The following is a 14,264-nucleotide window of genomic DNA, read 5'->3' on the forward strand; positions in this document are numbered from 1 at the left end:
GATGGCTACGTCCTCCGAAAGAGTTGTCGAAGCGCTGCGCGCTTCTCTGCGGGAAAACGACCGCCTCAAGCTACAGAACCAGCGCCTCATGGCGGCGTCGCGGGAGCCCATCGCCATTGTGGGAATGAGCTGTCGCTTTCCCGGGGGCGTAAGCACCCCGGAGCACCTGTGGCGACTCGTCGCGGATGGTGTCGACGCCATCTCCGGATTCCCGACCAATCGCGGCTGGGACCTCGAGGGGCTTTACCACCCGGACCCGGACAATCCTGGGACGAGCTACACCCGAGAGGGTGGCTTCATCTACGATGCCGACCAATTCGACCCGCAGTTCTTCGGAATTTCTCCCCGTGAGGCCGTGGCGACCGATCCGCAGCAGCGGCTGGTGCTGGAGGCGTCATGGGAGGCGTTCGAGCGAACCGGGATCGACCCCGTGTCCCTGCGCGGCAGGCCGGTCGGGGTTTTCGTCGGTACCAACGGTCAGGACTACTCGACTCATCTCTATGAGGTGGGGGGTGAACTTGAGGGGTATCTGACCGGTGGCGCGGCCAGTGTGGTGTCGGGGCGTATTTCCTACACCTTCGGTCTCGAGGGGCCCGCGGTGACGGTGGACACGGCGTGTTCGTCGTCGCTGGTGGCGCTGCACATGGCCATGCAGGCGCTGCGTCAGGGCGAGTGCGAGCTGGCACTGGCCGGTGGTGTGTCGGTGATGGCGTCGCCGGGGTCGTTCGTGGAGTTCAGCCGTCAGCGCGGTCTGGCGGCCGATGGCCGGTGCAAGCCGTTCGCGGACGCCGCGGACGGTACGGGCTGGGCCGAGGGTGTGGGCATGCTGCTGGTGGAGCGGCTGTCGGACGCGCGGAAGAACGGCCATCCGGTGCTGGCGGTGGTGCGGGGCAGCGCCATCAACCAGGACGGTGCGTCCAATGGTCTGACGGCGCCGAACGGTCCGGCGCAGCAGCGGGTGATCCGTCAGGCGCTGGCGAGTGCCGGGCTGTCGGCGTCCGAGGTGGACGCGGTGGAGGCGCACGGTACGGGTACCACATTGGGTGACCCGATCGAGGCGCAGGCACTGCTGGCGACGTATGGCCAGGAGCGGTCGGCGGACAGCCCGCTGTGGCTGGGGGCCATCAAGTCGAACATCGGCCATACGCAGGCGGCGGCGGGTGTGGCCGGTGTCATCAAGATGGTGATGGCGATGCGGCACGGGGTGTTGCCGCGGACGCTGCATGTGGATGAGCCGTCGCGGCAGGTGGACTGGTCGGCGGGTGAGGTACGGCTGCTGACGGAGGCCACCGCGTGGCCGGAGACGGACCGGCCGCGCCGGGCCGGTATCTCCTCGTTCGGGGTGAGTGGTACCAACGCGCACACCATCATCGAGCAGGCCCCGGAAGCCGACCGTGATGGGCAGCCCGAGGCGATCGCTCCCAAGGCGGACGGGGCAAAGCGGCCCGCTGTCCTGCCCTGGCTGGTGTCCGCCAAGAGCGCTGACGCGCTCGCCGCCCAGGCGGGCCAACTCCACGCCCACCTGAGTGCCCACTCGGAGCTGACACCGGCGGACGTCGGCTTCTCCCTCGCCACGACCCGTTCGGCTTTCGACCACCGCGCGGCCCTGGTCGCCGGGGACCGGGACGAGCTCCTGCGTGGCCTGGAGGCCCTGTCCACCGGCGAGAACGCGGCTCAGGTGGTCCAGGGCACGACCCGGATCGAGGACACTCTCGCGTTCTTGTTCTCGGGGCAGGGTGCGCAGCGTCTTGGTATGGGGCGGGAGTTGTACGAGGCGTTCCCGGTGTTCGCGCGTGCGCTGGACGAGGTGTGTGCGCATCTGGATGTGGTGCTGGACCGTCCGTTGGGTGAGGTGGTGTTCGCGGCGGAGGGGAGTGCGGAGGCCGCGCTGCTGGATCAGACGGCGTTCACTCAGCCGGCGCTGTTCGCCATCGAGGTGGCGCTGTTCCGGTTGCTGGAGCACTTCGGTGTCACCCCGGATGTGGTGATCGGTCACTCCATCGGTGAGATCGCGGCCGCGCATGTGGCGGGGGTGTTCTCGCTGGAGGATGCGTGCACGCTGGTGGCCGCTCGTGGCCGTTTGATGCAGGCGTTGCCCGAGGGTGGGGCGATGGTCGCCATCCAGGCGTCGGAGGAGGAGATTGCTCCGTCGCTGGCCGGTCGTGAGGCCGAGGTGAGCATTGCCGCGGTCAACGGTCCGACGGCCGTGGTGATCGCGGGTGATGAGGCCGCGGCGCTGGAGATCGCGGGGCAGTGGGCGGAGCAGGGTCGTAAGACCCGTCGGCTGACGGTCAGCCACGCGTTCCACTCGCCGCGTATGGACGCGATGCTGGACGACTTCCGCAAGGTCGTCGAGGGGCTGTCGTTCGCCCCGCCCGCCATCGACCTCGTCTCCAACGTCACCGGCAGGATGGCCTCGGAGGCCGAGGTGTGCTCGCCGGAGTACTGGGTGCGCCACGTGCGGGAAGCCGTGCGCTTCCTGGACGGGGTGCGGGCGCTCGAGGGACAGGGCGTGACCACCTTCCTGGAGGTGGGCCCCGACGGTGTGCTCTCGGCGATGACGCAGGACTCCCTGACGGAACGGGGCGAGCCTGCCTCGGCGCCCGTGATCGTGCCGGTGCTGCGCAAGGACCGCTCGGAGGCCGTGGCCCTGACCACCGCGCTGGCACGGCTGCACGTTCACGGCTCCGCTGTCGATTGGGCCTCGGTCTTCGACGGTCTCGAGGCGCGCAGGATCGACCTGCCGACCTATGCCTTCCAGCGCCGGCGCTACTGGGTCGAGAAGTCCGTCGATGCGGCCGGTGCCGATGCCGGAATCCGTCGCGAGGTGGATGCGCGGTTCTGGCAGGCCGTGGAGCGTGAGGATCTCGAATCGCTCGCGAAGGAGCTGGACTTCGACGACGAGGCGTCGTTGCGTGCGGTGCTGCCGGCGCTGTCGGCGTATCACCGCAGCAGCCGTGACCGGTCGACGATTGATGGCTGGCGTTATCGGGTGTCGTGGAAGCCGGTTCCGGAGGTGGCCGAGGGGTCGTTGTCGGGGTCGTGGCTGGTGGTGGTTCCGGCGTCGCGTGCCGAGGATGAGCTGGTGGCGGGGGTTGCCGCGGGGCTGGGGCGGCATGGTGCGGGTGTGGTCTCGCTGGTGGTGGATGAGCGCGACTTGGACGCGAAGGTGTTGGCGGGGCGGCTGCGTGAGGCGGTCGCGGAGTTGCCTGAGCTGGGTGGTGTGCTGTCGCTGCTCGCCCTGGATGAGGAGCCTTGCCCGGGGCACCCGGCGCTCTCCGGTGGCTTTGCCGCCACGTTGACGCTGGCGCAGGCGATGGTTGAGGCGGAGGTTCCGGCTCGGTTGTGGTGCGGTACGCGTGGTGCGGTGTCGGTGGGGCGTTGGGATGCTCTGGCCGGTGCTGTGCAGTCGCAGGTGTGGGGTATGGGCCGGGTGGTGGGGTTGGAGCACTCCGCGGTGTGGGGTGGTCTGGTCGATCTGCCTGAGGTGCTGGATGAGCGTGGTGCGGCGCGGTTGGTGGGTGTGTTGGCGGCCGGGGATGGTGAGGATCAGGTCGCGGTGCGTGGTTCGGGTGTGTTTGCCAGGCGTCTGGTGCGGGCTGACGCGGGCGAGGGAGCGGAGCGGCCGTGGCGGGCGCGCGGCACGGTGCTGGTCACCGGTGGCACCGGCGCGCTGGGCGGTCGGGTGGCCCGCTGGCTGGCCCGCAGTGGTGCCGAGCATGTGGTGCTGACCAGCCGTCGCGGTGCCGAGGCGCCGGGGGCGGCGGAGCTGCGCGAGGAGCTGGAGGCACTGGGTGCCCGGGTGACCGTGGCGGCGTGTGATGTGGCCGATCGTGCGCAGGTGGCCGCTGTGCTGGATGCCGTTCCGGAGGAGTTTCCGCTCAGTGCGGTGTTCCATGCGGCGGGTGTTGAGCAGGCGGCCGAGCTTGCGGAGATGAGTCTGGAGGATGCCGCGGCGGTGGTGTCCGGAAAGGCCGCGGGCGCCGCGTATCTGGATGAGCTGCTGGGTGACCGGGAGCTGGACGCGTTCGTGGTGTTCTCGTCGATCGCCGGTGTGTGGGGCAGTGGCGGCCAGGCCGCGTACAGTGCCGCCAACGCCTACCTGGACGCTTTGGTGGAGGACCGCCGTGCGCGGGGTCTCGCCGGTACGGCCGTTGCCTGGGGTCCCTGGGCCGAAAGCGGCATGGCGACATCGGAGGGGATGGAGCGCGAGCTCGCCCGCCGCGGCCTGCTCGTCATGGCTCCGGAGCTGGCCCTTGCCGCACTGCGGGGCGCGCTCGCGGGCGACGACGGCGTGGTGACGGTCGCCGACATGGACTGGGAGCGGTTCGCCCCCGCGTTCACCTTGGAGCGGCCGAGCCCGCTCATCGGCGACCTCCCCGAGGTCGAAAAGGTGCTCCGATCCGGGGGCGGGTCCGGCCAGTCGGAAGCCGCGGCGGGTCTGCGGGAGCGGCTGGCGGGGCTGACCGAGGCCGAGATCGACCGGACCCTGCTCAACCTGGTACGGGGCCATGTGGCCGCGGTCCTCGGATTCACCGGTGGGGAGACGGTCGAGCCCGAGCGCGCGTTCAAGGAGCTCGGTTTCGAATCGCTCACGGCCGTGGAGTTCCGTAACCGGCTGGTGGCGGAGACCGGGCTGGAGCTGCCGACGACGCTGGTCTTCGACTACCCGAATGCGTCGATCCTGGCGGACCATCTGCGTGCCGAGGTGCTCGGGACACGAGGCGCGGTGGCCGCGCCGGTGGCGGTGGCGGCCCCGGTCGACGACGATCCGATCGCGATCGTCGGGATGAGTTGCCGCTTCCCGGGGGGTGTGCGCAGCCCGGAGGATCTGTGGAACCTCGTGGCCGGCGGTGGCGACGCGATCTCCGACTTCCCGTCCAACCGTGGATGGGACGTGGACGGGATGTACCACCCGGACCCCGACCACTCGGGCACGTTCTACTCGCGCGAGGGCGGTTTCCTGCACGACGCGGGCGAGTTCGACGCGGCGTTCTTCGGCATCTCGCCGCGCGAGGCACTCGCCATCGATCCCCAGCAGCGGCTGCTGCTGGAGACGTCCTGGGAGGCGTTCGAGCGCGCCGGTATCGCTCCCACGTCCGTGCGCGGCAATCAGATCGGCGTGTTCGTGGGCGCTGCCACCTCGGGCTACGGGGCCGGTGCCAACGAGTCGGCGGAGGACCTGGAAGGGCAGATATTGACCGGCAACGCGACCTCGGTCGTGTCCGGTCGAATCTCCTACACCTTGGGCCTCGAGGGACCCGCCTTGACGGTGGACTCGGCGTGTTCGTCGTCGCTGGTCGCCCTGCACCAGGCCGCGCAGTCGTTGCGTCAGGGCGAGTGCTCCATGGCGCTCGCCGGCGGTGTGACCGTGCTGGCCACGCCGGCGGCCTTTGTGGAGTTCAGCCGTCAGCGCGGGCTCGCCCCCGACGGCCGGTGCAAGCCGTTCGCGGACGCCGCGGATGGTACGGGCTGGTCCGAGGGTGTGGGCATGCTGCTCGTGGAGCGGCTGTCCGACGCCGAGCGCAACGGCCACCAGGTGCTGGCGATCGTGCGGGGCTCCGCGGTGAACCAGGACGGTGCGTCCAACGGTCTGACGGCGCCGAACGGCCCCTCGCAGCAGCGGGTCATCCGGCAGGCGCTGGCGAACGCCCGCCTGTCGGCCGCCGAGGTGGACACGGTGGAGGCACACGGCACCGGTACGACGCTGGGCGACCCGATCGAGGCGCAGGCACTGCTCGCGACCTACGGCCAGGAGCGGCTGGACGGCCGCCCGCTGTGGCTGGGCGCGCTGAAGTCGAACATCGGGCACACCCAGGCCGCCGCCGGTGTCGGCGGGATCATCAAGATGGTCATGGCGATGCGCCACGGTGTACTGCCGAAGGTGCTGCACGTGGACGAGCCGTCGCGGCAGGTGGACTGGTCGGCGGGTGAGGTGCGGCTGCTGACGGAGGCCACCGAGTGGCCCGAGACCGGTCAGCCGCGCCGGGCGGGTATCTCCGCCTTCGGTGTGAGCGGTACGAACGCGCACACCATCATCGAGCAGGCCCCGGTGTACGACCAGGCGGTGCCGGACGAGGACCCCGCCGAGGACCATGGCGTCCTTCCCTGGGCGCTCTCCGGCCGGAGCCCGGAAGCCCTGCGCGCCCAGGCCGAGCGGCTGCGGTCGCATCTGATGGCGCACACCGAACTGGGCACGCTGGATGTGGCTTACTCCTTGGTGGCGACGCGCTCGGCCCTCGAACACCGTGCGGTGGTCACGGCCGCGGACCGTGCGGAGCTGCTGCGCGGGCTCGAGGCCGTCGCGGCCGGTGAGGCTGCCCCGGGAGTGATGCGGTCCGTCGCGCGTACTTCGGGTTCGACGGCGTTCTTGTTCTCGGGCCAGGGTGCGCAGCGCCTGGGTATGGGCCGGGAGTTGTACGAGGCGTTCCCGGTGTTCGCCCTTGCCCTGGACGAGGTGTGTGCGCATCTGGACATGCTGCTGGACCGTCCGCTGAAGGATGTGATGTTCGCGGCGGAGGGGAGTGCGGACGCCGAGCTGCTGGATCAGACGGCGTTCACCCAGCCCGCGTTGTTCGCGGTCGAGGTGGCGTTGTTCCGGCTGCTGTCGGCGTGGGGTGTGGCGCCGGATGTGGTGATCGGTCACTCCATCGGTGAGATCGCCGCCGCGCACGTTGCGGGAGTCTTCTCTTTGGAGGACGCGTGCACGCTGGTGGCCGCCCGTGGCCGTTTGATGCAGGCGCTGCCCGAGGGCGGCGCCATGGTCGCCGTCGAGGTGTCGGAGGAGGAGGTCGCTCCGTCGCTCGCCGGTCGTGAGACCGAGGTGAGCATCGCCGCCGTCAACGGCCCGAACGCCGTGGTCATCGCCGGTGACGAGGAAGCGGCGCTGGAGATCGCGGAACAGTGGGCGGAGCAGGGCCGCAAGACCCGCCGCCTGCGGGTCAGTCACGCGTTCCACTCGCCGCGCATGGACGCGATGCTCGGTGACTTCCGCAAGGTCGTCGAGGGGCTGTCGTTCGCCCCGCCGGCCATCGCGCTGGTCTCCAACGTGACGGGTAAGCCGGCGGGAGCCGATGAGGTGTGCTCGCCGGAGTACTGGGTGAGGCATGTGCGTGCGGCCGTGCGGTTCGCGGACGGCGCACGGGCACTGGAGGCGCAGGGCGTGACCACCTTCCTGGAGGTGGGCCCCGACGGTGTGCTCTCGGCGATGGCGCGGGAGTGCCTGACGGCGCGGGAGGCATCGGCCGCGGTCGTCGTGCCGGTGCTGCGCAAGGACCGCCCCGAGGCCCAGGCGCTGACGACGGCGCTGGCCGAACTCCACGTCCACGGCACCACCGTCGACTGGGAACAGCTCTTCACCGGACGCGGCGCGCGGAAGGTCGAGCTGCCCACCTATGCCTTCCAGCGACAGCGCTACTGGCTGGAGGACACGGGCGGGGCGACAGGCGGTTCGGCCGCTGCCGACAGCGTGGACGCCCGGTTCTGGGAAGCCGTTGAGCGGGAGGATCTGGAGGCGCTGGCCGAGGCGCTGGACGTCGACGGCAAGGGCCCGCTCGGCGAGCTGATGCCCGCGCTGTCGTCCTACCGTCGGCAGCAGCGTGACCGGGCCACGGTCGACGGCTGGCGTTACCGCGTGTCCTGGAAGCCGGCCCCGGACGTGGCCGCCGCCTCTCTCTCGGGGACCTGGCTGCTGGTGGTGCCCGCCGGACTGGCGGAAGGCGAGGTCGCCACGTCGATCCGCCAGGGGTTCGAGAAGCACGGCGCCCGGGTGGTGCCGGTGGCGGTGGCCGCGGACACGGACACCGACGGGCTGGCCCAGGCGCTGCTCGGCGCACTCGACGGCGAGTCCGAGGTCGGCGTGATGTCGCTGCTCGCCCTGGACGAGGAGCCGTGCGCCGGGGAGCCGGTGGTCGCGGCGGGCCTCGCGCTGACCCTGCGGTTGGTGCAGGCCCTGGCGGGGCTGGAGGTGGGCGTTCGGCTGTGGTGCGCGTCGCGGGGCGCGGTCTCGGTGGGGCGTTCGGACCGGCTCACCAGCCCGGTCCAGGCGGAGGCGTGGGGCCTCGGCCGGGTCGCGGCCCTGGAGCACCCCCGGATCTGGGGTGGCCTGGTGGATCTGCCCGAGGTGCTCGACGAGCGCGCCGTGGGGCGGCTGGCCGGTGTGCTGTCCGCCGAGGGCGGCGAGGACCAGGCGGCGGTGCGGGGCTCCGGAGTGTTTGTCCGGCGCTTGGGGCGTGTCGTGTCGTCGGGCGGCGAAGCCTGGCGGCCGAGCGGCTCGGTGCTGGTGACCGGCGGTACGGGGGCGCTCGGCGCGCATGTGGCCCGTTGGGCGGTGGCCGAGGGCGCCGAGCACGTCGTCCTCACCAGCCGCCGCGGCCTGGCGGCCGACGGTGCGCCCCAGCTCAAGGCCGAACTCGAGGGCATGGGTGCGCTGGTCTCGGTGGTCGCCTGTGATGTCGCGGATCGCGAAGCGCTCGCCGAGGTGCTGGCGGGGGTCCCCGAGCGGTTCCCCCTGCGCGGCGTGGTGCACGCGGCCGGTGTGCTGGACGACGGTGTGCTGGACGGTCTGTCCGTCGACCGGGTCGCCGGGGTGCTCGGCGCGAAGGTGGCGGGCGCGAGGCAGCTGCACGAGCTGACCGCACATCTGGATCTCGACGCCTTCGTGCTGTTCTCTTCGTTCGCCGGTGTCGTCGGCGGTGCCGGACAGGGGGCCTACGCCGCGGCGAACGCCTACCTGGACGCGCTCGCGGTGCTGCGGCGCGGTGCCGGACTCGCCGGCACGGCGGTCGCCTGGGGGCCGTGGGCCGAGGCCGGTATGGCCGTGGAGGGCCGTGCCGGGGAACGGGTACGCGGTGGTGTGGTGGCCGCGATGGACCCGGCGCTGGCCGTGGCGGCACTCGGCTGGGCGGTCGGCCATGACGAGGCTTCGCTTGTCGTGGCCGACGTCGACTGGGAGCGCCTGGCCTCGGCGCATGCCGCGTCCGGCGGCGGCGCTCTCATCAGTGACATCCCCGAAGCACTCAGGCACCTGACCGCGGTCAACGGCGGTGCCGAGGCGGAAGCGGCCACCTTCGCCGAGAAGCTCGCCGGGCTGTCGGCGGCCGAGCGGAACCAGGCCGTGCTGGAACTGGTACGGGGACACGCGGCCGCCGTACTCGGCCATGCGTCGGCGGAGTCCGTCGAGCCCGGCCGGGCCTTCCGCGATCTCGGGTTCGACTCCCTCACGGCGGTCGAGCTGCGCAACCGGCTGGACATCGCGACGGGGCTGCGCCTCCCGGCCACGCTGGTCTTCGACTATCCGAGCGCCGCCGAACTGGCCGACTACCTGGACGCCGAGGCATTCGGCACTGCCCAGCCGGCCGTGGCCGCCGTCGAGCCGACGGCCGCTGCCGTGGCCCATGACCCGATCGCGATCGTCGCGATGAGCTGCCACTTCCCCGGGGATGTCCACACACCGGAGGAACTGTGGCGGCTGGTCGCCGAGGGCGGTGACGCCATCGCCGGGTTCCCCGCCGACCGCGGTTGGGACCTCGACGGGCTGTACGACCCCGACCCCGAGCGGCTCGGTACGTCCTACGCACGCGAGGGCGGCTTCCTCTACGGCGCCCCGGACTTCGACGCGGGGTTCTTCGGGATCTCGCCGCGCGAGGCGCTCTCCATGGACCCGCAGCAGCGGCTGCTGCTGGAGACATCGTGGGAGGCGTTCGAGCGAGCCGGTATCGCTCCGGAGGCGCTGAGGGGCGCCCGGGCGGGTGTGTTCGTCGGAACGAACGGCCAGGACTACACGGGGCTGTGGGCGGACGCGCAAGGTGACCTCGAGGGCCACCTGGGCACGGGCAGCGCGGCCAGTGTGGTGTCGGGGCGTATTTCCTACACCTTCGGTCTCGAGGGGCCCGCGGTGACGGTGGACACGGCGTGTTCGTCGTCGCTGGTGGCGCTGCACATGGCCATGCAGGCGCTGCGTCAGGGCGAGTGCGACCTTGCGCTGGCCGGTGGTGTGTCGGTGATGTCGACCCCGGGCGCCTTCGTCGAGTTCAGCCGTCAGCGCGGACTCGCTTCCGACGGTCGGTGCAAGCCGTTCTCCGACGGGGCGGATGGCACGGGCTGGGGCGAGGGCGTCGGCATGCTGCTCGTGGAGCGGCTGTCGGACGCCCGCCGTAACGGTCACCCGGTGCTGGCCGTGGTCCGCGGCTCGGCCATCAACCAGGACGGTGCGTCGAACGGTCTGACGGCGCCGAACGGTCCGTCGCAGCAGCGGGTGATCCGCCAGGCGCTGGCGAGTGCCGGGCTGTCGGCGTCCGAAGTGGACGCGGTGGAGGCGCACGGCACGGGTACCTCGCTGGGCGACCCGATCGAGGCGCAGGCGCTGCTGGCCACCTACGGGCAGGGCCGGCCGGAGGGAAGTCCGCTGTGGCTGGGCGCCATCAAGTCGAACATCGGCCATACGCAGGCGGCGGCCGGTGTGGCCGGTGTCATCAAGATGGTGATGGCGATGCGGCACGGTGTGCTGCCGAAGGTGCTGCATGTGGACGAGCCGTCGCGGCAGGTGGACTGGTCGGCGGGCGAGGTACGGCTGCTGACGGAGGCCACCGCGTGGCCGGAGACGGACCGGCCGCGCCGGGCCGGCATCTCCTCGTTCGGGCTGAGCGGAACCAACGCGCACACCATCATCGAGCAGGCCCCCGCTGTGGAGGAGCCCGTGGGCTCGGACACCGTGGCCCCCGGCACGGTCGAGTCGGCGGCCGTGGTGCCGTGGCTGGTCTCCGGGAAGAGCCGGGAGGCGCTGCGGGCACAGGCCGGGCGACTGCACGCGCATGTGGCGGCCCGGGCCGACCTCGACACGCTGGACGTCGGGTACTCGCTGGCGACTCGCTCGGTGTTCGAGCACCGGGCCGTACTGGTCGGCGAGGACCGCGAGGCCCTGCTGCGCGGTCTCGAGGAGATGGCTCAGGGCGGAATCGGATCGGGAGTCATCCAGGGACAGGCCGTGACGGGTGGCAGGACGGCGTTCTTGTTCTCGGGTCAGGGGGCGCAGCGTCTGGGCATGGGGCGGGAGTTGTACGAGGCGTTCCCGGTGTTCGCCCGTGCGCTGGACGAGGTGTGTGCGCATCTGGATGTGGTGCTGGACCGTCCGCTGCGGGAGGTGATGTTCGCGGCCGAGGGCAGTGCGGATGCCGCGCTGCTGGATCAGACGGCGTTCACCCAGCCCGCGCTGTTCGCCATCGAGGTGGCGCTGTTCCGGCTGCTGGAGCACTGGGGCATCACCCCGGATGTGCTGATCGGCCACTCCATCGGCGAGGTCGCCGCCGCGCACGTTGCCGGGGTGTTCTCACTGGAGGACGCGTGCACGCTGATCGCCGCCCGGGGCCGTTTGATGCAGGCGCTGCCCGAGGGTGGCGCCATGGTGGCCATCCAGGCGACCGAAGAGGAGGTCGCCGGCTCACTCTCCGGCCGTGAGCACGAGATGAGCATCGCCGCGGTCAACGGTCCGTCGGCCGTGGTGGTCTCGGGCCATGCACACGCGGTCCAGGAAGTCGCGGGTGTCTGGGAGGCGAGGGGTCGAAAGACTAAGGGTTTGCGGGTCTCTCATGCGTTTCACTCTTGCCTTATGGACACTATGTTGGACGCGTTCGGCCAGGTGGTCCGCGAGCTCGCCTTCGAGCCGCCGACCATGACGCTGGTGTCCAATGTCACTGGTGGGCCGGTTTCCGAGACAGAGGTGTGCTCACCCGATTACTGGGTGAGGCATGTGCGTGAGGCGGTGCGGTTCGCGGATGGGGTACGTGCGCTTAAGGCGTTGGGTGTGACCAGGTTCCTTGAGGTGGGTCCCGATGGTGTGCTCACGGCGATGGCCCAGGATTGCCTGGCGGAAGGGACGGATGACACCCCCGGCACGGTTCTCGTTCCCGTGCTGCGCAAGGACCGTTCCGAGACCCGGGCGTTGACGACGGCGCTGGCCGAACTCCACGTCAGCGGTGTCTCGTTGGACTGGGAGTCGGTCTTCGCCGGTCGTGGCGCACGACAGGTCGAGCTGCCGACGTATGCCTTCCAGCGCGAGCGGTTCTGGCCCGAGGTGTCCATGGCCCTGGGGGGCCGGGACGCGGCGGCCGTGGACTCGGTGGACGCGCGGTTCTGGGAGGCGGTCGAGCGCGAGGATCTCCAAGCGCTGGCCCAGGCGCTCGACATCGACGGCGAGGCCCCGCTGAGTCAGGTGCTGCCGGCTCTGTCGGCGTATCACCGCAGCAGCCGTGACCGGTCGATGATCGATGGCTGGCGTTATCGGGTGTCGTGGAAGCCGGTTCCGGAGGTGGCCGAGGGGTCGTTGTCGGGGTCGTGGCTGGTGGTGGTTCCGGCGTCGCGTGCCGAGGATGAGCTGGTGGCGGGGGTTGCCGCGGGGCTGGGGCGGCATGGTGCGGGTGTGGTCTCGCTGGTGGTGGATGAGCGCGACTTGGACGCGAAGGTGTTGGCGGGGCGGCTGCGTGAGGCGGTCGCGGAGTTGCCTGAGCTGGGTGGTGTGCTGTCGCTGCTCGCCCTGGATGAGGGGCCTTGCCCGGGGCACCCGGCGCTCTCCGGTGGCTTTGCCGCCACGTTGACGCTGGCGCAGGCGATGGTTGAGGCGGAGGTTCCGGCTCGGTTGTGGTGCGGTACGCGTGGTGCGGTGTCGGTGGGGCGTTGGGATGCTCTGGCTGGTGCTGTGCAGTCGCAGGTGTGGGGTATGGGCCGGGTGGTGGGGTTGGAGCACTCCGCGGTGTGGGGTGGTCTGGTCGATCTGCCTGAGGTGCTGGATGAGCGTGGTGCGGCGCGGTTGGTGGGTGTGTTGGCGGCCGGGGATGGTGAGGATCAGGTCGCGGTGCGTGGTTCGGGTGTGTTTGCCAGGCGTCTGGTGCGGGCTGACGCGGGCGAGGGGGCGGAGCGGCCGTGGCGGGCGCGTGGCACGGTGCTGGTGACGGGCGGCACGGGCGCGCTGGGCGGTCGGGTGGCGCGCTGGGTGGTGCGCAGTGGTGCCGAGCATGTGGTGCTGACCAGCCGTCGCGGTGCCGAGGCGCCGGGGGCGGCGGAGCTGCGCGAGGAGTTGGAGGCGCTGGGTGCCCGGGTGACCGTGGCGGCGTGTGATGTGGCCGATCGTGCGCAGGTGGCCGCCGTGCTGGATGCCGTTCCGGAGGAGTTTCCGCTCAGTGCGGTGTTCCATGCGGCGGGTGTTGAGCAGGCGGCCGAGCTTGCGGAGATGAGTCTGGAGGATGCCGCGGCGGTGGTGTCCGGAAAGGCCGCGGGCGCCGCGTATCTGGATGAGCTGCTGGGTGACCGGGAGCTTGACGCGTTCGTGGTGTTCTCGTCGATCGCCGGTGTGTGGGGCAGTGGCGGCCAGGCCGCGTACAGTGCCGCCAACGCCTACCTGGACGCTTTGGTGGAGGACCGCCGTGCGCGGGGTCTCGCCGGTACGGCCGTGGCTTGGGGCCCCTGGGCCGAAAGCGGGATGGCGGCCGGAAGCGAAGGCGAACAGCTCGCGCGTCGCGGCCTGATCAGCATGGCGCCCGACCTGGCGATCGCCGCCTTGCAGGGCGCGATCGCGGGTGACGACGGTGTGGTGACGGTCGCGGACATGGACTGGGACCGGTTCGCCCCCGCGTTCACGATGGGGCGGCCGAGCCCGCTCATCGGCGAGCTGCCTGAGGTCGTATCTGCTCTGGAACAGGCCCGTGCCGCCGAAGAGAGCCACGCGGAGGCCGGATCGCGGTTGCGGGAACGGCTCTCCGCACTGGCCCCCGGCGAGCGGGAGCGCGCCGTGCTGGATCTGGTGCGCAGTCACGCGGCCGCGGTTCTCGGTTTCTCGGGAATGGAAGGCGTGGAGTCGGACCGGGCGTTCAAGGAATTGGGCTTTGACTCGCTCACAGCGGTAGAATTCCGCAACCGACTCAACGCGGATACCGGGCTGCGGCTGTCCACCACGCTGGTCTTCGACTATCCGAACTCAAGGGCACTCGCAGAACATGTGCGAGCGGGTGTCCTCCCCGACGAAGGGACATCCTCCACTCCGCTGATCGCGGATCTGGAACGACTTGAGGCAACACTCTCCACGGCTGAGCCGGACAATGCCGAGCGGTCGGCCATCGCGACCCGACTCCAAGTGCTTCTCGCCAAGTTGAACGGCGGTGAAGCCGGAGCGGAGAACGCTGAAAGCGTCACGCAGCGGCTTGACGCGGCATCCGATGACGATCTCTTCGATTTCATCGAAAATGAGCTCAGTTAAGTGCGGTCCCGGGGCACAT

1 protein-coding gene is annotated in these 14,264 nt (G+C 70.9%); it reads left to right on the forward strand.

The window, feature by feature from the left end; all coding sequences use genetic code 11:
- Position 1 precedes the first annotated feature (1 nt).
- Positions 2-14,245: a type I polyketide synthase gene (locus BLV72_RS35475; protein ID WP_093467518.1), complete on the forward strand. Its 14,244-nt coding sequence runs from the start codon at positions 2-4 to the stop codon at positions 14,243-14,245.
- The last annotated feature ends 19 nt before the right edge of the window (positions 14,246-14,264 follow it).

It is taken from the genome of Streptomyces melanosporofaciens (assembly GCF_900105695.1).
Taxonomy (GTDB): Bacteria; Actinomycetota; Actinomycetes; order Streptomycetales; family Streptomycetaceae; genus Streptomyces; species Streptomyces antimycoticus.